Origin of the sequence: Limimaricola sp. (assembly GCF_016125575.1) — a bacterium.
Classification (GTDB): domain Bacteria; phylum Pseudomonadota; class Alphaproteobacteria; order Rhodobacterales; family Rhodobacteraceae; genus WGLM01.
In genome coordinates, this window is the sequence record NZ_WGLM01000005.1 from 585,675 (window position 1) to 605,135 (window position 19,461).

Annotated in this window: 18 protein-coding genes and 1 pseudogene; 12 read left to right on the top strand and 7 right to left on the bottom strand. The window is 65.6% G+C overall.

Translation table 11 applies throughout. The features are described from left to right. The first annotated feature begins 76 nt into the window (after positions 1–76). On the top strand, positions 77–2,092 hold the full coding sequence (gene tkt / locus GC146_RS14345; protein ID WP_291840069.1) for a transketolase: 2,016 nt from the start codon (positions 77–79) through the stop codon (positions 2,090–2,092). A gap of 82 nt (positions 2,093–2,174) precedes the next feature. Here the strand turns inward: tkt and GC146_RS14350 are convergent, their stop codons facing one another. Both GC146_RS14350 and GC146_RS14355 read right to left on the bottom strand, forming a co-directional pair. Further along, positions 2,175–2,558: a DoxX family protein gene (locus GC146_RS14350; RefSeq protein ID WP_291840745.1), complete on the bottom strand. Its 384-nt coding sequence runs from the start codon at positions 2,556–2,558 to the stop codon at positions 2,175–2,177. A gap of 24 nt (positions 2,559–2,582) precedes the next feature. Then, positions 2,583–3,518 (bottom strand): annotated as a pseudogene (locus GC146_RS14355) (DUF808 domain-containing protein); the annotation flags it as partial. Between the two features lie 96 nt (positions 3,519–3,614). On the opposite strand from GC146_RS14355, the gene GC146_RS14360 reads away from it, so the two are divergent. The 3 genes from GC146_RS14360 to GC146_RS14370 all read left to right on the top strand — a co-directional run bounded on the left by GC146_RS14360 (position 3,615) and on the right by GC146_RS14370 (position 5,212). After that, positions 3,615–3,758, top strand: coding sequence for a hypothetical protein (locus GC146_RS14360; protein WP_291840072.1), 144 nt, complete (start codon positions 3,615–3,617; stop codon positions 3,756–3,758). A gap of 109 nt (positions 3,759–3,867) precedes the next feature. Next, entirely contained in the window at positions 3,868–4,869 is a 1,002-nt protein-coding gene (gap, locus tag GC146_RS14365; RefSeq protein ID WP_291840075.1) for a type I glyceraldehyde-3-phosphate dehydrogenase, read from the top strand. Positions 4,870–5,053: 184 nt separating this feature from the next. After that, entirely contained in the window at positions 5,054–5,212 is a 159-nt protein-coding gene (locus tag GC146_RS14370; RefSeq protein ID WP_291840078.1) for a hypothetical protein, read from the top strand. On the opposite strand, the gene coaD is transcribed toward GC146_RS14370, so the two are convergent. The 3 genes from coaD to GC146_RS14385 all read right to left on the bottom strand — a co-directional run bounded on the left by coaD (position 5,203) and on the right by GC146_RS14385 (position 7,146). Then, positions 5,203–5,709 carry a pantetheine-phosphate adenylyltransferase gene (coaD, locus tag GC146_RS14375; protein WP_291840081.1) on the bottom strand — a complete coding sequence of 169 codons (507 nt, stop codon included), beginning with the start codon at positions 5,707–5,709 and terminating at the stop codon, positions 5,203–5,205. The genes GC146_RS14370 and coaD overlap by 10 nt on opposite strands. 64 nt (positions 5,710–5,773) lie before the next feature. Beyond that, the gene (locus GC146_RS14380; RefSeq protein ID WP_291840085.1) at positions 5,774–6,208 is read right to left on the bottom strand and encodes a CBS domain-containing protein; all 435 of its coding nucleotides are present in this window, start codon (positions 6,206–6,208) and stop codon (positions 5,774–5,776) included. Positions 6,209–6,234: 26 nt separating this feature from the next. Next, the gene (locus GC146_RS14385; protein ID WP_291840087.1) at positions 6,235–7,146 is read right to left on the bottom strand and encodes a LysR family transcriptional regulator; all 912 of its coding nucleotides are present in this window, start codon (positions 7,144–7,146) and stop codon (positions 6,235–6,237) included. A 96-nt stretch (positions 7,147–7,242) separates the two neighbouring features. Between GC146_RS14385 and GC146_RS14390 the strand changes: the two genes are divergently transcribed. Further along, positions 7,243–8,742 carry a CoA-acylating methylmalonate-semialdehyde dehydrogenase gene (locus tag GC146_RS14390; protein WP_291840089.1) on the top strand — a complete coding sequence of 500 codons (1,500 nt, stop codon included), beginning with the start codon at positions 7,243–7,245 and terminating at the stop codon, positions 8,740–8,742. Here the strand turns inward: GC146_RS14390 and GC146_RS14395 are convergent. Beyond that, entirely contained in the window at positions 8,739–9,107 is a 369-nt protein-coding gene (locus GC146_RS14395) for a YkgJ family cysteine cluster protein (protein WP_291840092.1), read from the bottom strand. The genes GC146_RS14390 and GC146_RS14395 overlap by 4 nt on opposite strands. 157 nt (positions 9,108–9,264) lie before the next feature. On the opposite strand from GC146_RS14395, the gene GC146_RS14400 reads away from it, so the two are divergent. The 5 genes from GC146_RS14400 to GC146_RS14420 all read left to right on the top strand — a co-directional run bounded on the left by GC146_RS14400 (position 9,265) and on the right by GC146_RS14420 (position 13,758). After that, the gene (locus GC146_RS14400; protein ID WP_291840094.1) at positions 9,265–10,392 is read left to right on the top strand and encodes a carboxylate-amine ligase; all 1,128 of its coding nucleotides are present in this window, start codon (positions 9,265–9,267) and stop codon (positions 10,390–10,392) included. A 68-nt stretch (positions 10,393–10,460) separates the two neighbouring features. After that, positions 10,461–11,600: an acyl-CoA dehydrogenase family protein gene (locus GC146_RS14405; protein ID WP_291840096.1), complete on the top strand. Its 1,140-nt coding sequence runs from the start codon at positions 10,461–10,463 to the stop codon at positions 11,598–11,600. Next, positions 11,597–12,616, top strand: coding sequence for an enoyl-CoA hydratase/isomerase family protein (locus GC146_RS14410; RefSeq protein ID WP_291840099.1), 1,020 nt, complete (start codon positions 11,597–11,599; stop codon positions 12,614–12,616). Before GC146_RS14405 ends, GC146_RS14410 begins: the two co-directional genes overlap by 4 nt. Then, positions 12,613–13,485, top strand: a complete 873-nt coding sequence (mmsB, locus tag GC146_RS14415) for a 3-hydroxyisobutyrate dehydrogenase (RefSeq protein ID WP_291840101.1) — start codon at positions 12,613–12,615, stop codon at positions 13,483–13,485. The genes GC146_RS14410 and mmsB overlap by 4 nt, the downstream gene beginning before the upstream one ends. Before the next feature lie 69 nt (positions 13,486–13,554). After that, positions 13,555–13,758, top strand: a complete 204-nt coding sequence (locus GC146_RS14420) for a DUF2892 domain-containing protein (RefSeq protein WP_291840104.1) — start codon at positions 13,555–13,557, stop codon at positions 13,756–13,758. Between the two features lie 66 nt (positions 13,759–13,824). Here GC146_RS14420 and uvrA read toward each other — a convergent pair whose 3' ends face one another. Next, the gene (gene uvrA, locus GC146_RS14425) at positions 13,825–16,683 is read right to left on the bottom strand and encodes an excinuclease ABC subunit UvrA (RefSeq protein WP_291840748.1); all 2,859 of its coding nucleotides are present in this window, start codon (positions 16,681–16,683) and stop codon (positions 13,825–13,827) included. Positions 16,684–16,851: 168 nt separating this feature from the next. On the opposite strand from uvrA, the gene GC146_RS14430 reads away from it, so the two are divergent. After that, positions 16,852–17,181: a rhodanese-like domain-containing protein gene (locus GC146_RS14430; protein WP_291840108.1), complete on the top strand. Its 330-nt coding sequence runs from the start codon at positions 16,852–16,854 to the stop codon at positions 17,179–17,181. 99 nt (positions 17,182–17,280) lie between these two features. Then, the gene (locus GC146_RS14435; protein WP_291840111.1) at positions 17,281–19,455 is read left to right on the top strand and encodes a VWA domain-containing protein; all 2,175 of its coding nucleotides are present in this window, start codon (positions 17,281–17,283) and stop codon (positions 19,453–19,455) included. The last annotated feature ends 6 nt before the right edge of the window (positions 19,456–19,461 follow it).

Consider the following 19,461-nt stretch of genomic DNA (forward strand, 5'->3'; position numbering starts at 1 on the left):
CCGCCACCCTTGATCTCGGGCACGGCCTTGGTATGAGGCATGGGCACGTGTTGCCCGCCAGCAAAGGAATTTCCCCTTGAACATCGCCGCCCTGCGCCAAGCGCACCCCGATCACTGGATGAAGGCCGCCGCCATCCGAACCCTCACGCTCGATGCCGTGGCCGCTGCGAAATCGGGCCATACGGGGATGCCTCTGGGCATGGCCGACGTGGCGACAGTGCTGTTCGAAAAGCACCTCAAATTCGATCCCACCGCGCCGCACTGGCCTGACCGGGACCGCTTCATCCTGTCGGCGGGCCACGGCTCGATGCTGCTTTATGCGCTTCTCTACCTGACGGGCTATGCCGACATCACGCTCGACCAGATCAAGAACTTCCGCCAGTGGGGCGCGCGCACTGCGGGCCATCCCGAATATGGCCATGCCGCCGGCATCGAGACCACCACCGGCCCGCTGGGACAGGGTATTGCCAACTCGGTCGGTTTCGCGATCGCCGAAGAGGTACAGCGCGCCCGCTTCGGCGCCAAGATCGTCGATCACCGGACCTACGTCATTGCGGGCGACGGTTGCCTGATGGAAGGCATCAGCCATGAGGCGATCGGGCTGGCCGGGATGCAGCAGCTTGGTCATCTCACCGTTTTCTGGGACAACAACGACATCACCATCGACGGCCATGTCGGCATTGCCGACAAGACCGACCAGATGGCGCGCTTCGCCGCCGCGGGCTGGCATGTGCAGGCCATCGACGGGCATGACCCGGTGGCGATCGACGCCGCGATCACCGCCGCCAAGGCCGATCCGCGGCCCTCGATGATCGCCTGCAAGACGCATATCGCGCTGGGACACGCGGCGCAGGACACTTCCAAGGGCCATGGCGCCCTGACCGACAAGGCCCAGTTGGAGGCCACCAAGGCCGCCTATGGCTGGACCGGCGGGCCGTTCGAGATCCCCGCGAAGGTAAAGGCGGAGTGGGAGGCGATCGGTGCGCGTGGTGCCGCCGTCCGCACTGAATGGGAGGCGCGGCTGGCCGGCCTGTCGCAAGGCAAGCAGGCCGAGTTCGCACGCATCATGGCCGGCGAGGCACCCAAGCGCCTTGGCGCGGTCATCCGCGCGCTGAAAAAGCAGGCGAGCGAGCTGAAAGCCAGCCATGCCACCCGCAAGTCTTCGGAACTGGTGCTGGAAGTGGTCAACCCGATCATGCCCGAGACGCTGGGCGGCTCGGCCGACCTGACCGGTTCGAACAACACCAAGACCGGCGATCTGGGCATCTTCTCGCCCGAGAACCGCGCCGGGCGCTACGTCTATTACGGCGTGCGCGAGCATGGCATGGCCGCCGCGATGAACGGCATGGCGCTGCATGGCGGCGTGCGGCCCTATGGCGGCACCTTCATGTGCTTTACCGACTACGCCCGCGGCGCGATCCGCCTGAGCGCGCTGATGGGCGTGCCCGCCGTCTACGTCATGACCCATGACAGCATCGGCCTTGGCGAAGACGGGCCGACGCACCAGCCGGTCGAGCATCTGGCGATGCTGCGCGCCACCCCCAACCTGCGGGTGATCCGCCCGGCCGACACGGTCGAGACGGCCGAGGCATGGGAACTGGCGCTGACGGCCAACGGCACGCCCACCGTGCTGGCGCTGTCGCGGCAGAACCTGCCGACCGTGCGGACCCAGCACAAGACCGCCAACCTGACTGCGCAGGGCGCCTACGTGCTGGCCGAGGCGACGGGCAAACGTCGGGCCATCCTGATGGCCACCGGTTCGGAGGTCGAGATCGCGCTGGCAGCCAAGGCGCTGCTCGAGGCCGAGGGGATCGGCACGCGCGTCGTCTCGATGCCGTCGATGGAGCTGTTCGCGGCCCAACCCGACGCCTATCGCAAGCGTATCCTGCCGGCGGGCCCGGTGCGCGTGGCCATCGAGGCGGGCGTGCGCCAGGGCTGGGACCAGTGGCTTCTGGGCGAGCGCGGACGCGAGGCCAAGGCGGGCTTCGTGGGCATGTCGGGCTTTGGCGCCTCGGCCCCGGCCGAAGTGCTTTACGAGAAGTTCGGCATCACTGCCGAGGCCGTGGCCGAGAAGGTCAAATCGCTGCTCTGATCCACGCCGCCCGCGGCGGCGTGGACGCCTCCGGCGGGAGTATTTGGGGCAAGATGAAGGGGCGGGCCCGGTCCGCCCCTTTTCACGTTGTCCTGTCGGGCCGCAGCGCGAGGCCGCCAGATCCGGTTACCGCAAGCGCGAGGCAGCCGCCCGCGATGGCCCAGTTCTTGACGAAGATCGTGATCTGCCACGGGTCGCTGGGGATCCAGTGAAAGATGCTGGTAAAGCCGCAATAGGCGGCCAGCGCGAAGGCCAGCGGCCGCACCCCCACCCCCAGGACCAGCGCCAGCGCCGCGACCGCATCGAAGACCAGCGCAGGCCAGACCAGCCATTCCGGCAGGCCCTTGCCTGCCAGCAGACCCATCACCTGCGACGGGCTGAACCCCTTTTGCAGCGCACCGCCGAGAAAGAGCGCCGCGATCAGCAGCCGCGCGACCAGCAATATCGGCGCATGCCAGTCGGGCACCTCGATGCGCGACGACGGCAAGGGGCGGCTGACCCAGGCCCAGAGCGGCGTGATCACACCCGCAAGCGGGACGAGGATGGCACCGATGACCAGACCGGCCAGCGCGTCGCAGAGCGCGGTGACACCCCATTCGACAGCGCCCACCCCCTGCCCAGCGGCCAGGGAAAGCTGATGAATCTCCTCTGCAGGCTGGGGCAAGCCAAGCACCTCCAGCCCATGCAGGATGATCGACCCGCCAACCCAGAGCATCGCCACCGTGCCAACCGCGGTGAGAACCCGCAGGACGGCCGGCATGGCGCGCACCACCGCGCGGCCCGCGGCGCGGGTGGCCCCGAAATGCCCGTTTCGCGCCATCCAGAGACCGACATCGTCGGCCTTCACGATGATTGCCACCCCGCCATAGACCAGCGCCGTGATGAACAGTCCCGCCAACGCCAGCGCGCCCGCCTGCAGCCAGATCGACCCGGTGGAGAGGGCGGCGAGCGAGATTGTCATGATCTCGGCCGACAGGATGAAATCGGTCTTGATCGCGCCCTCGACCTTCGTTTCCTCCAGCTGGGCGGGATCGACCGGGGGCGCCGCCCCGGCGGCGGGCGCGGCATGTGGCGGGCGCAGCCAGTGCAGCACCTTCTCGGCCCCCTCGTAGCAGAGATAAGCCCCGCCCAGCATCAGGAGCGGCGCGATCGCCCAGGGCGCGAAGGCCGACAGAAGCAGCGCCGCGGGCAGCAGGAAGACCAGCTTGTTGCGGACCGAGCCCAGCGCGATCTTGCCGACGATGGGCAATTCGCGTGCGGGCGCGAGGCCATGAATGTATTTCGGGGTGACCGCGGCATCGTCGATGACCGCGCCGGCAGCCTTGGCGCCGGCCTGCGTCGCCTGCCCCACCACGTCATCGACAGAGGCGGCGGCAAGTTTGGCAATCGCTGCCACGTCGTCGAGTAAGGCGATCAGGCCGCTCATGCATCCTCCGCTCTGGTCGTGCTGGTCAACACTTAGCCGCCCAATCTGCCTGCACAAGCCTTTGCCTTTCGCCGGGCCCAAGGCTACACCGCTGGCATGACCAACAGGCTGTCCATTGCCATCGTCCTGATCATCCTCGGCCTCGTCGGGGCCGACCACCTTTACAACCATGACGTGGGCAGCATCTTTCTGCTGCGCAAGATGGCGGACCTGATCGAATGGGTGGCATTCTGGCGCTAAGGGGCTGCTGGTCGAGAGTTGACCTTTCGGCGCAAATCGCAATGGTGGCGCCATCCCTTTGCCAATGAACGGGGCGCCTCCCGCCCCGCACCACCCGGAGGACGACAACATGACTGTCAAGGTTGCCATCAACGGCTTCGGCCGCATCGGCCGCAACGTGCTGCGCGCGATCATCGAATCGGGCCGCACCGATATCGAGGTCGTGGCGATCAACGATCTCGGCCCGGTCGAGACCAACGCGCACCTGCTGCGCTACGACTCGGTCCATGGCCGCTTCCCCGCCGAGGTGACCACGACCGAAACGACCATCGACGTGGGCCGCGGCCCGATCGAGGTGTCGGCCATCCGCAATCCCGCCGAACTGCCATGGAAGCACATTGATATCGTGCTGGAGTGCACCGGCATCTTCACCGACAAGGAGAAGGCCAAGATCCACCTCGAAAACGGCGCGAGCCGTGTGCTGGTCTCGGCGCCGTCGAACGGCGCGGACAAGACCATCGTTTTCGGCGTCAACCACGACACGCTGACGAAGGATGACCTTGTCGTCTCGAACGCGTCCTGCACCACCAATTGCTTGTCGCCGGTGGCCTATGTGCTCAACAACGCCATCGGCATCTCCAAGGGCTTCATGACGACGATCCACAGCTATACCGGCGACCAGCCGACGCTGGACACGATGCACAAGGACCTTTACCGCGCGCGCGCCGCGGCGCTCAGCATGATCCCGACCTCGACCGGCGCGGCCAAGGCCGTGGGGCTGGTGCTGCCGGAACTGAAGGGCAAACTGGACGGTGTCGCCATTCGCGTGCCCACGCCCAACGTCTCGGTCGTTGATCTGGTGTTCGAGGCCAGCCGCCCGACCACGGTGGAAGAAGTGAACGCGGCCATCCGCACCGCTGCCGATGGCCCGCTCAAGGGAATTCTTGGCTATACCGACGAAAAGCTGGTGTCGTCCGATTTCAACCACAACCCGCATTCCTCGGTCTTCCACATGGACCAGACCAAGGTCATGGATGGCACGATGGTGCGCATCCTGACCTGGTACGACAACGAGTGGGGTTTCTCCAACCGCATGGCCGACACCGCGGTCGCGATGGGCAAGCTGATCTGAGATCAGCGACAACCGTCTGGAAATACAGGAAAACCGCCCCAAGTCGGGGCGGTTTTTCGCATTCTGGGATGGGCCGGGCCATGCAGCGGACGCATGGCAGTTAGCGCAAACAGGCGGTTGTGCTGCGGCGCAGCATAACTAGATTCCGAACGTGAACGGAACATTGAACCCAAGGAGGCCCGTCATGACCATGATTTCCAACCTGCGCGCCGCCGCCCGCAAACGCGCACTTTACCTGCGGACCAAGCACGAGATCGAGACAATGCCGCTCGACGTGGCGCTCGACCTTAACATCTACCGTGGCGACGCTGCCCGGATCGCCCGGACCGCCGTCTACGGCTGATCTGGCGCGTGCAGCCGCGCAGTCAGCGCGGCCTTGACAGAGGGCGGCACGAATTTCGTCACGTCGCCGCCCAGCCGGGCGATCTCCTTGACAAGTTTCGAGGCGATCGCCTGGTTTTTTGCATCGGCCATCAGGAACACCGTCTCGATCGCGTTGTTGAGACTGCGGTTCATGCCGACCATCTGAAATTCGTATTCGAAATCAGCCACGGCCCGCAGGCCCCGGATGATGACGGTTGCGCCCACGTCTGCAGCGCAGTCGATCAGCAGGTTCTCGAACGGATGAACGACAATCTCGGTGCCGGTGGGCTTGCCCAGTGGCACACATTCCTCGCGGATCATCGCAACCCTTTCATCCAGGCTGAACAACGGACCCTTGTCGCGATTGATCGCCACCCCGATCACCAGACGATCCACCAGCGAACAGGCCCGCCTGATGATATCGATATGGCCATGCGTCACCGGATCGAACGTGCCGGGATAAAGCCCTACGCGCATGGCGCACCTCGTCTTTCAGTCTTGCGGCGCAAGCAACATCATGGGGCGCGACGATGCAAGGGGCCTAGTGGCCCATGATCATGCCTTCGAGGGCATGTTTCTCCATTGCCAGTTCGGCAAGTCGCGCTTTGACCACGTCGCCGATCGACACGAGGCCCACCATCCGGCCACCCTCCAGCACCGGCAGGTGACGGAAACGTCCCTCGGTCATCACCTGCATCACGCGGTCGGCGCTGTCCTCCTTGCCGCAGGTCACCAACTTGCGGGTCATGATGGCGGCCACGGCCTCTGTCAGGCAGCCTGTGCCGCGGTTGCCCAGTTCGCGCACGATGTCACGCTCCGAGACGATGCCCTCAGCCGTCACGCCATCGCGCGAAACCACGACGGCACCGATCTTTTTCGATGACAACAGCGCGACGGCGTCACCGACGCTTGCCTCGGGACTGATCGTCAGGACACCCACTGCGGGCTTGGAACTCAGGATCTGATGGACGAGCATGGCGGCCTCCCCTCACACTGACGTGATCAAGCGTCCCCCGCGAAGGGCCGCCCTGTCAAGCCTGCCAACGATTCAAGCCGCCCGACCTCGGCCCGCAACCCTGCGACCAGCGCGGTTGCGAAGCGCCCCAGGCGGTCTGACCGGCGGTCGGCCGCGTGGCGCACGAGGTAGAAAGAGCGCCGCAGCGACACCTCGCCTTCCAGCACACGGACCAGCTCGGGCGCGAAGGGCAGCGCGAAATCATGCACGATGCCCACGCCGCCCTGACGCAGCATCTGCAACTGCACCGCGACCGAGTTCGAAGCCATCTGAACGCCATCGGCCCCTAACGTGCCCAGATAGTCGAGTTCCTTGTCGAAGATCATGTCGGGGATGTAGCCCACCAATGACAGCCCGGCGAGGTCGGCCAACGTGGCGGGTGTCGGCAGATCGGCGCGCATCGCAAGATGCAGATGGTAGTCGGTCATCTTCTGCACGGTCAGACGGCCGGCATCAGGCGGGCTGACAGTAATCGCCATGTCGGCTTCGCGTTTCGACAGGTTCACGACACGCGGCAAGGCAAGAATCTGCACTTCAAGGTCGGGATTGGCGTCGCGAATTGCTGCGCAGACCTGCGGCAGCAGGAAATTGGCGCAGCCATCGGGCGCGCCGATGCGCACTTGTCCGGCCAGCCCGCCCGCCTGCCCTTGTGCTTCGTCCTGCGCCAGCCTCAGCGCCTCTTCGGCATCGGCCGCGCGGTCGCGCATCCGGATGCCGGCCGCAGTCAGCGCGTAGCCCTGCGGCGACTTCACGAACAGCGCGACGCCCAGCCCCTCTTCCAGCCGGGCAATGCGGCGGCCCACCGTGGCCGGATCCATTTGCAGGCCGCGCGCAGCGCCTGACAGGCTCTCGCTGCGGGCCACCGCCAGAAATACCCGCATGTCGTCCCAGTTGGCCATCTCACCCTTGCAAAAATGCAAAACAGTTTTGGCGATCTGGCCCTTTTCCAGTGAAAAACGCAAGGCTAGAGTGCGCCCAACCCGAAGGAGGACGCGATGACTGAACTGACCCACTATATCGGCGGCGCACATGTAAAAGGCACGTCCGGCCGCTTTGCCGACGTCTTCAACCCCGCCACCGGCGAGGTGCAGGCCAAGGTGCCGCTGGCCAGTGCGGCGGAACTGGCGCAGGCGGTCGAGGTTGCAGCCAAGGCGCAACCCGCATGGGCCGCCGTCAATCCCCAGCGCCGCGCCCGGGTGATGATGAAATTCGTCGACCTGCTCCACCGTGACATGGACAAGCTGGCCGAGGCGCTGAGCCGCGAGCATGGCAAGACCCTGCCCGACGCCGCCGGCGACGTGCAGCGCGGCTTGGAAGTTGTCGAATACTGCATCGGCGCGCCGCAATTGCTGAAAGGCGAATATACCGATGCCGCCGGCCCCGGCATCGATATGTATTCAATGCGCCAGCCGCTGGGCGTCACCGCGGGCATCACCCCCTTCAACTTCCCCGCGATGATCCCGATGTGGATGTTCGCCCCCGCTATCGTCAGCGGCAACGCCTTTATTCTGAAACCCTCCGAGCGTGACCCCTCGGTGCCCCTGATGCTGGCAGAACTGATCGAGGAGGCGGGCCTGCCCAAGGGCATCCTTCAGGTCGTCAACGGTGACAAGGAAGCGGTCGATGCCATCATCGACCATCCGGTCATCCAGTCGATCGGCTTTGTCGGTTCGACCCCGATCGCCGAATACATCTATGGGCGCGGCTGTTCTAACGGCAAGCGCGTGCAGTGCTTTGGCGGCGCCAAGAACCACATGATCATCATGCCCGACGCCGACATGGACCAGGCCGCCGACGCGCTGATCGGCGCGGGCTACGGCGCGGCCGGCGAGCGTTGCATGGCGATCTCGGTCGCGGTGCCGGTGGGCGATGCCACGGCGGACGCCCTGATCGAGCGGCTGATCCCCCGCATCGAGAAGCTGAAGGTCGGCCCCTATACCGCGGGCAAGGATGTGGATTACGGCCCCGTCGTCACGGCAGCGGCCAAGGCCAACATCCTGCGGCTGGTGGAATCGGGCATCGCCGAGGGGGCGAAACTGGTCGTCGACGGGCGCGACTTCAATCTGCAAGGCTACGAGAACGGGTTCTTCGTCGGTCCGCACCTTTTCGACCACGTCACCAAGGACATGGAGATCTACCGCAAGGAGATTTTCGGGCCGGTCCTGTCGACGGTGCGCGCGCAGTCCTATGAGGAAGCCTTGGGGCTGGCGATGGACCATGAATACGGCAACGGAACCGCCATTTTCACCCGCGACGGCGATACTGCACGCGATTTCGCGTCGCGCGTGAACGTGGGCATGATCGGCATCAACGTGCCAATCCCGGTGCCGCTGGCCTACCACACCTTCGGCGGCTGGAAGAAATCGGTCTTCGGCGACCTTAACCAGCACGGGCCGGACGCGTTCCGCTTCTACACGCGGACCAAGACCGTGACCTCGCGCTGGCCAAGCGGCATCAAGGAAGGTTCGGCCTTCAACTTCAAGCCAATGGACTAGGCCACGCGCGGCAGGACAGGGTGTGGCGGCTCGGGCCTTTCGGGCGGGCCGCCCGCCCGAAACACCTCCGCCAGCTGCATCTTGTCGCGCCGGGTCACGTTGCACTCGAAACTGCCGGCACGGAATGCGCGGCAGGCGGTCGGCCGGTCTTCGTAGATGCGGCAGAGCGCGGTGTCGCCCGGTCCGCGGCACAGCTGCGCGCAATGTCCGTCCTGCATCCGCATGAAGCGGGTGCCGTCGCTTTCGGTCAGCGCGGCGGGCGGAATCGGGCGGGCGTGATCTTCGGGGAAAAGCCGCACATAGCGGTCGTGGCCGCCAAAGCAGCAGGCACCACAGGTGATGCAATCAGGTTGTGAGACGGGCAAGATTATACTCGCAAGCGGGCGATGGCCGGCAGCTACGGGACCGACGGCGACGCGCCGAGGTGCCTTCTATCGCAGGCCTTGTGGGCGGAAAAGGGGGATTGCGCGGCTTGCCCGACGCCGCGTGCTCTGGTCTTGTCAGTCAAAACAGGGGGCGCCGATGACCGATCCATCCTTTACCCTCGGGATCGAGGAAGAATACCTTTTGGTCGACCGCGACAGCCTCGACCTTGCCGCGGCACCCGAGGGGCTGATGGAGGCCTGCCGCGCCGACCTTGCCGGACAGGTCAGCCCCGAATTCCTGCAATGCCAGATCGAGATCGGCACCGGCGTGTGCGACAGCATCGCCACCGCCCGCGATGACCTGCGCCGCCTGCGGACCACCGTGGCGCGCCATGCCGCGCAGCACGGGCTGGCCCCCATCGCGGTCTCATGCCACCCCTTCGCCGACTGGCACACCCAGCACCACACCGACAAGGACCGCTACAATTCCCTGCGGCGCGATCTGGGCGGAGTGGCGCGGCGGATGCTGATCTGCGGCATGCATGTTCACGTCGGCATCGAGGACCGCGAGGCCCGCATCGACATCATGAACCAGCTGACCTATTTCCTGCCGCACCTGCTGGCGATGTCGGCCTCGTCACCGTTCTGGCAGGGCGAGGATACGGGGCTGGCCTCCTACCGGCTGACGGTGTTTGACAACCTGCCGCGCACGGGGCTGCCGCCGCGCCTGCTGGACTGGTCCGACTACCAGCGCAACGTGCAGGCCCTCAGCGATCTGCAACTGATCGAGGATGGCACCAAGATCTGGTGGGATCTGCGCCCTTCGGCCCGCTTCCCCACGCTGGAAACCCGCATCTGCGATCTGCCCTCGCGGCTGGAAATGACGCTGGCTCTGGCCGGGCTGATCCAGTCGATCGCGCGGATGCTGTGGCGGCTGCGGGAACGCAACCAGCGCTGGCGGATCTACGACAACTTCCTCGTGGGCGAGAACCGTTGGCGGGCGCAACGCTTTGGCACCACCGCCGGGCTGATCGATTTTGGCCGTCACCAGATCGTCCCCTTCGGTGAATTGCTGGAAGAACTGCTGGGCCTTGTGGCCGAGGATGCCGCGGCACTGGGCTGTGCCGCCGAGGTGGCCGCGTTGCCCGCGCTGTTGGCTGATGGCACCAGCGCCGCGCGGCAAAGGCAAGCGCTGGAAGACGCGATGCAGGCGGGCGACAGTCGTGAAGAGGCGCTCCGCACCGTCGTGCGCGGCCTTGTCGACGAGTTTCACGTGGACCTGTGAGACCGTGAAGAACGCCGCACAGGTTACTGATAAAGTTCAATGATCCAGCACAATAACGGGAGAAGGCAATGGATTTCGCGCTGAGCGAGGAACAGGTCGCGATCTTCGACATGGCGCGCGCCTTCGGGGCCGACCGCATCGCGCCCCATGCCCGCGACTGGGAAAGGCAGGGCACGATCCCGCGCGACCTCTGGCCCGAGCTTGCCGCGCTTGGCTTTGGGGGGCTTTACGTCTCCGAGGAGGCGGGCGGCGCGGGCCTCAGCCGGCTCGACGCCACGCTGGTCTTCGAGGCGCTGGCGATGTCCTGCGCCAGCGTCGCGGCGTTCCTGTCGATCCACAACATGTGCGCGCGGATGATCGACAGCTATGGCAGCGACGCGTTGAAGGCACGTCTTCTGCCCGGCGCGCTGTCGATGCAGACGGTGCTGTCCTATTGCCTGACCGAACCCGGATCGGGCTCGGACGCCGCCGCGCTCAAGACCCGCGCCGTGGCCACCGATGACGGCTGGTCGCTGAGCGGGACCAAGGCGTTCATCTCGGGCGGCGGCTATTCGGATGCCTATATCGTGATGGCCCGCAGCGGGCAGGAGGGGCCGAAGGGCATCAGCGCGTTCATCGTCGAGGCAGGCACGCCGGGGCTGAGTTTCGGCGGGCTGGAGGACAAGATGGGGTGGCGCTGCCAGCCCACCCGGCAGGTCAACCTCGACGGCGCGACGATCCCGCAGGGCAACCTGCTGGGCGAAGAGGGCAAGGGGTTTTCCTACGCGATGGCCGGCCTCGACGGCGGGCGGCTGAACATCGCCGCCTGTTCGCTGGGGGCCGCACAAGCCGCGCTGGACGCGACGCTGGCCTACATGGCCGAACGTCACGCCTTCGGCCAGCGCCTCGACCAGTTCCAGGCGCTGCAATTCCGCCTTGCCGACATGGCGATCGAGATGGAGGCGGCGCGCGTGCTGCTGCGGCAGGCGGCGTGGAAGCTCGACACCGGCGCGCCCGACGCGACGACGGCCTGTGCGATGGCCAAGAAGTTCGTGACCGAGGTGGGCAGCCGCGTGGCCGACCAGTGCCTACAACTGCATGGCGGCTACGGCTACCTGGCCGATTACGGGATCGAGAAGATCGTCCGCGACCTGCGCGTGCACCAGATCCTCGAGGGCACCAACGAGATCATGCGCCTGATCGTCGCGCGGGGCATGGTCGGACGATGAGCGACGTCATCATCCGCACCGAGGGGCGCGCGGGGCGCATCACCCTCAACCGTCCCGCCGCGCTGAACGCGCTGACATGGGACATGCTGCGCGCCTTTGAGGGCGCGATCACCGCCTGGCGCACCGATCCGCAGGTTCAGATCGTGCTGATCGACGCCGAGGGCCGGGCCTTCTGCGCGGGCGGCGACATTGCCGAGATGTATGCCACCGGGCGCAGGGGCGATGCCGACTACGGCCGGGCGTTCTGGCGCGACGAATACCGGCTGAACGCTGCCCTGCACCACTATCCCAAGCCGGTGGTCAGCTTCCTGCAGGGCTACACGATGGGCGGGGGCGTGGGCATCGGCTGCCATGCCCGCCACCGCATCGTGGGCGAGACCAGCCGCATCGCGATGCCCGAATGCGGCATCGGGCTGGTGCCGGACGTGGGCGGGTCGCTGCTTCTGGCGCGCGCGCCGGGGCGGCTGGGCGAATACCTTGGCCTGACGGGCGACCGGATGGAGGCGGGCGATGCCATTCTCGCCGGCTTCGCAGATCATTTCGTGCCCGAAGCCGACTGGCCCGCGCTGGCCGCCGCGATGGCCGCCAGCGGGCAGCCCGCCCTGCCCGATCATGCCGCGCCCCCGGCCCGGCTGGCCGACTGGCAACCCGATATCGACCGCGCCTTTGCCGCACCTACGCTGGCCGACATCCGCTTCGACGACAGCCCGGCGCTGGCCCATGCCGAAAAGCTGATGCGCCGCAATTCGCCGCTTTCGATGGCCGCGGCCCTCGACATCATCCGCGCCGCCCGCGCCGATCCCCGGATCGAGACCGCGCTCGATCACGAGTTCCGCTTTACCTTCCGGGCGGTCGCGCACAGCGATTTCATCGAAGGCATCCGCGCCGCCATCATCGACAAGGACCGCAACCCGCGCTGGCGCCATGCCGGCTGGAACCTGCCGGCCGATGACATTGCCGCCATGACGGCCCCCCTCGGCCCCGACAGCCTCAACCTTACGGAGACCCCATCATGAAGATCGGATTCATCGGCCTCGGCAACATGGGCGCGCCCATGGCCGCCAACATCGTCAAGGCAGGACATGACGTGACGGGCTTTGACCTTGCGGCGCAGCCCGAAGGGCTGACGCTGGCCGCGACCGCGGCGGCGGCGGCAGAGGGGGCCGACGTGGTCATCACCATGCTGCCCGACGGCGCGATTCTGCGCCGGGTCGCGGCCGAGATTCACCCCGCGATGCGCAAGGGCGCCATCCATCTCGACTGTTCCACCGTCGACGTGGCCGCCGCCCGCGATGTCGCCGCGGCGGCCACCGAACGCGGCCTTGCCGCGCTCGACGCGCCGGTTTCGGGCGGGATCGGCGGCGCGCAGGCGGGCACGCTGACCTTCATGGTGGGCGGGCCCGCAGCGGCGCTCGATACCGCGCACCCTCTGCTGGAGGCGATGGGCAAGCGCATCGTGCATTGCGGCCCCGCAGGCAACGGACAGGCGGCGAAGATCTGCAACAACATGATCCTGGGCGTCACGATGATCGCCACCTGCGAGGCTTTCGCGTTGGCCGACCGGCTGGGCCTTGATCGGCAGGCGCTGTTCGACGTGGTCAGCACCTCGTCGGGCTCCAGCTGGTCGATGAACGCCTATTGCCCCGCGCCCGGCGTCGGCCCCGCGTCGCCCGCCGACAACGGCTACAAGCCCGGCTTTGCCGCCGAGCTGATGCTGAAGGATCTCGGCCTCGCCGAGATGGCCGCCGAGGCCGCCGATGCCGATACGCCGCTGGGCACGAGGGCTGCCGCGCTCTACCGCCAGTTCGTAGAGAACGAGGATGGCCGCGGCAAGGATTTCAGCGCCATGCTGCCGCGCCTTGCCGCGCGCCACCGGGGGGATTGATCCAGATCAACGCCGCCGCCCGACATATTCAATAAACGTGATGCAAATTAACCCTCAGAGGATATCATCATGTTCAAGAGCAATGTCGGCACAACGGACCGCATCATCCGCATCGTTGCGGGGCTGGTGATGCTGTCGATCTACTTCTTCACCAACGGAAACGGGCCGTGGCACGCGCTGTGGCTGATCGGCTTCGTGCCGTTTCTGACCGGCGCATTCGGCACCTGCCCGCTTTACAGCATCTTCGGCCTGTCGACCTGCCCGACGAAATAGGGCGCGCTCCTCCCCGCCTTTGCCTTGCAAATATCCCGGGGGGTCCGGGGGGCTGGCCCCCCGGCCCTACTCGGCCGCCACCTTTCGCGCGGCCAGCATCTGCTTGAGATAGTTGCCGGTATGGCTGCCGGGCACCTTGGCCACGTCCTCGGGCGTGCCCGTCGCCACGACCTGCCCGCCGCCATCGCCGCCCTCGGGGCCAATGTCGATAACCCAGTCGGCCGTCTTGACCACGTCGAGGTTGTGCTCGATCACGATCATCGAATTGCCCTGTTCAACCAGCCGGTGCAGCACCTCCAGCAGCTTCTTGACGTCTTCGAAATGCAGGCCCGTCGTCGGTTCATCGAGGATGTAAAGCGTGCGCCCGGTTGCCCGCTTCGCCAGTTCCTTCGACAGCTTCACGCGCTGCGCCTCGCCGCCTGACAGCGTGGTCGCAGGTTGGCCGACCTTGACATAGCCCAGCCCGACTTCGACCAGTGCATCCATCTTTTCGCGGATCGCGGGCACGGCGCGGAAGAAATCCTGCGCATCTTCCACTGTCATATCAAGGACATCGGCAATGCTCTTGCCCTTGAACTTCACCTCCAGTGTCTCGCGATTGTAACGCTTGCCCTTGCAAGTCTCGCAGGTGACATAGACGTCGGGCAGAAAGTTCATCTCGATCTTCAGCACGCCGTCGCCTTGGCAGGCCTCGCAGCGCCCGCCCTTCACGTTGAAGCTGAAGCGCCCGGATTTATAGCCGCGCGCCTTGGCTTCCGGCAGGCCGGCAAACCAGTCGCGGATCGGGGTGAAGGCGCCGGTATAGGTCGCGGGGTTTGACCGGGGCGTGCGCCCGATGGGCCGCTGGTCGATGTCGATGACCTTGTCGAGATGCTCGAACCCCTTGATCGTCTCGCAGGGCGCGGGCGTCTCGCGGGCATTGTTCAGCTTCATCGCCGCGTTCTTGTACAGGGTCTCGATGGTCAGGGTGGATTTTCCGCCACCCGACACGCCGGTCACGCAAACGAACTTGCCCAGCGGGAAATCGACAGTGACCTCGCGCAGGTTGTTGCCGGTGGCCTTGACCACCGTCAGCACCTTGTTGTTGCCCTTGCGCCGCGCGTTTGGCACCGCGATTTCGCGCGTGCCCGCCAGATATTGCCCGGTCAGCGAGGCCGGGTCGGCCATGATCTCTTCAGGCGTACCTTGCGCCACGACCCGGCCGCCATGGATGCCCGCGCCGGGGCCGAAATCGAGGACATGATCAGCCTCGCGGATGGCTTCCTCGTCATGTTCGACGACGATCACCGTGTTGCCCTGATCGCGCAGGTTCTTCAGGGTCGTCAGCAAACGGCCGTTATCGCGCTGGTGCAGACCAATTGAGGGCTCGTCGAGGACGTAAAGCACTCCCGTCAGACCCGAGCCGATCTGGCTGGCCAGCCGGATGCGCTGGCTTTCGCCGCCCGACAGCGTGCCGGAATTGCGGCTCAGCGTGAGATAGTCGAGCCCGACATTGTTGAGAAAGCCCAGACGCTCGCGGATTTCCTTCAGCACCAGCCGTGCGATCTCGTTGTTCTGTTTCGACAATTTCTCGGGAACGGTCAGGCACCAGTCGTAGGCCTCGCGGATCGACATCTGCACGACCTGCCCGGCATGCAGCCCGCCGATCTTCACCGCCAGCGCCTCGGGCCGCAGCCGGTAGCCGCCACAGGCGCCGCAGGGGCGGTTGTTCTGGTATTGCTCAAATTCCTCGCGCACCCAGGCGGAATCAGTTTCCTTGTAGCGACGCTCCATGTTGGGGATGACGCCCTCGAAGGCGCGGCTGACCTGGTAGACGCGGCCGCCCTCGTCGTAGCGAAACTGGATTTCTTCCTCGCCCGAGCCGTAGAGGAACACCTGCTGCGCCTTTTCGGGGATGTCCTTCCAGCGGGCGTTCTTGGGGAAACCGTAGTGCTTCGCGATGGCCTCGATCGTCTGCAGGAAATAGGGCGACTTGCCCTTGCGCCACGGCGCGATGGCGCCGTCCGAAACCTTCAGCGTGACATCGGGCACGACAAGGCGTTCGTCGAAGAACAGCTCGGCCCCCAGCCCGTCGCAAACCGGGCAGGCACCGAACGGGGCGTTGAAGGAAAACAGGCGCGGTTCGATCTCGGGGATGGTGAAGCCGCTGACCGGACAGGCGAATTTCTCGGAAAAGGTGATCCGCTCGGGCTCACCCTCGGTCGGCGCGGTTTCCAGCACGCAGATGCCGTCGGCCAGGTTCAGCGCGGTGCGGAAACTGTCGGCCAGCCGTGTCTCCAGCCCCTCGCGCACCACGATCCGGTCGACGACCACGTCGATGTCGTGGCGCAGCTTCTTGTCCAGCGTGGGCGGCTCGTCCAGCTCGTAGAACGCGCCGTCGACCTTGACGCGCTGAAAGCCGGACTTGCGCAACTCGAGGAATTCCTTGCGGTATTCACCCTTGCGGTCACGCACGATGGGGGCCAGCAGATAGCCGCGCGTGCCCTCGGGCAGGGTCATCACCCGGTCGACCATGTCCTGAACCTGCTGCGCCTCGATCGGCAAGCCGGTGGCCGGGCTGAATGGCGTGCCGGCGCGCGCGAAGAGAAGGCGCAGGTAATCGTAGATCTCGGTCACCGTGCCGACGGTCGAGCGGGGGTTCTTGCTGGTCGTCTTCTGCTCGATGGAAATCGCGGGGCTGAGGCCGCTGATATGGTCGACGTCGGGCTTTTCCATCATGTCGAGGAACTGCCGCGCATAGGCCGACAGGCTTTCGACATAGCGGCGCTGCCCCTCGGCATAGATCGTGTCGAAGGCAAGGCTGGACTTGCCCGAGCCCGACAGCCCGGTGATCACGACCAGCTGGTCGCGCGGAATCGTCACGTCGATGTTCTTGAGGTTATGCTCGCGCGCGCCGCGCACCTCGATCTGCTTCAGCTCGGCCATCTTCGATCCCCCGACCACGTTCCACCAGAGATAGGCCGTCATACGACGCCCGCCAATCGGAATCATAGAACATTAACGGAACATTCACGTGTTATTTCTACTGACCGCCCTTTACATTTTACTTTTGCAATGTATATACCGCCTCATCACCCATTGAGGAGCCTTTCCATGTCCATCACCGCATCCCAGGCCGTGCAACTCGCCGCAGCTGGCAAGATAAACCTTCTCGACGTGCGCGAGACCGGCGAAGTGATGATGTCGGGGCGTGCCGCCGGCGCGCACCACATCCCGCTTGGGCTGGTGCCGGTCAAGGCCGACCCGAAGGCCCCCGACCACCCGGCCGATCTGTCAGTCGACAAACCCATCGCCGTCTACTGTGCCTCTGGCGCGCGTTCGGGCCGCGCGACCGAGATCCTGCGCTCGATGGGCTACAAGGACGTGCACAATATCGGTGGCCTTGCCCACTGGAAAGCCGCCGGCGGCCAGGTCGTTCGCTGAGGCCAAACGGCCCGCCTTGCAACCTGCCCGGTCAAAGCGGCTAGGCAGATCGCGCAACTTGTGTTTACCTCGGGTCATTGACTGACCCGAGGTTTTTTCATGCGCTGGCTGGCTATTTTATTGATATCCCTTCTGCCCTTGGCAGGTTTTGCACAAGACCGGCCAAACACCATCCTTGTGCTTGACGCTTCTGGTTCAATGTGGGGACAGGTTGATGGGGTCGCCAAGATCACCATCGCGCAAAAGGTCATCACGGACCTGCTGGCCACCCTCCCCGATGACCAAAATCTGGGCCTGACGGTTTATGGCGCCAATCGCCGTGGCGATTGCAGCGATATCCAGACGGTCATCCCGCCCGGGCCCGGGACGCGCGATGCCATCGCGGCAGCCATCGCCCGGGTCAAGCCGCTGGGCAAGACGCCGATGACCGACGCTGTCGTCGCTGCTGCAGAGGCGCTGCGCTATACCGAGGAAAAGGCGACTGTCATCCTCGTCTCCGATGGCGTCGAGACGTGCAATCCCGATCCCTGCGCGGCGGCCAAGCACCTTGAAGAAACAGGGGTTGATATCACCGTTCACGTCGTGGGTTTCGATGTGGGCTCGGATGCCGAAGCGGTGCGCCAGATGAGCTGTATCGCCGAGAATACCGGTGGCCAGTTCCTGACCGCCGCGAACGCGGGCGAATTGACCCGGGCACTAAGCGAAGTATCCAAGGCCCCCGAGCCGCCGCCGCCCCCTGCAGAAATCGCGGTGACACTGCGGGCGGTGGAGGGCGACGCCAATGGCGCCGAGATTACCGACCCCGTGAACTGGACGGTTACGGGCGAGGCCGGCCCCGTTCTATCGGACAAGCAGGAAAACCCGACCGCGCTCGACCTGCCAGAGGGGGCCTACACGCTGACCGCCTACCGCGTCTCGACCGAAACCGAGATGACGAAACAGGTCGTGGCGGTGCAGGGCGGCGATACGACCTTCACCGTGGTTTTCCCCGTGGCTTTGCCCAAGGCGCGGATCGTGGCGCCTGAAACCGCCCCGCGCGGCAGTACCGTGTCGGTCGGCTGGGTCGGCCCGAACGAAGATTCCGACAACATCCAGATCGCGACGCCCGGCGGCAATTACATTGATTATGCCTATACCAGCAAGGGCAACCCGGTTGACCTGATCATGCCGGTCACGCCGGGCACCTACGAGTTCCGCTATGCCCTGCACGACCGCGACATCATCGCCACGAAATCGATCACGGTAACGGATGCCGAGATCTCGTTGAGCGCCCCCGACAGCGTGGAGGCGGGCGCGACTGTTGATGTCGGCTGGACCGGGCCAAACCAGCCCTCCGACAACATCCAGATCGCCAAGCCGGGCGGCGATTACGCCGATTATGCCTATACCAGTGATGGCAACCCGGTAACCTTGCAGGTTCCTGTCGAGCCCGGCGACTACGAGCTGCGCTACAGCTTCCGCGACCGCCAGGTCGTGGCGACCCGACCGATTACCGTGACAGCGACCGAGATTGGCCTGACCGCGCCCGACAGCGCACCGATGGGCTCTACCATACAGGTCGGCTGGGCCGGGCCTGACGCGCCCTCCGACAACATCCAGATCGGCAAGCCGGGCGATCCGGGCTATCTCTTTTATGCCTACACAAGTTCGGGCAACCCGGTTTCGCTGCCGCTGCCCGCCGTGCCGGGCAGCTACGAGCTGCGCTACGTCTACCAGGACCGCGAGGTGGTCGCCACGCGACCGATCACCGTGACCCAGGCGCCTGTGGGGCTGGATGCACCCGCAACGGCCGTCGCCGGGTCGACCATTACGGTCGGCTGGACCGGCCCCGACTCTGACGCCGACAACATTCAGGTGGGGCCATTGGGCAGCACCGATTACGTCAACTACGTTTACACCAACCGGGGCAACCCCGCGAAACTGGTAATGCCAGCAACGCCGGGCGATTACGAACTGCGCTACAGGTTCCGCGACCGCGAGACCATCTATCGCCAGCCGATCACAATTACGCCGGTGACAGCACAGGTCATCGCACCCCCGACAGCACAGGCGGGAAGTGATGTCACCATCGGTTGGGACGGTCCGAACTACGATGGCGACTACATCGCAATCTCGGCGAAGGGCGATGATGGATACATCAACTTCACCTATACCGGGTCGGACAACCCGCTGACGGTGCGTGCGCCCGACAGCGCGGGCGACTACGAGATCCGCTACATCATGGGTCAGGGCGACAAAGTGCTCGCCAGCATTCCGCTGACCGTGACACCCTGACGCCCT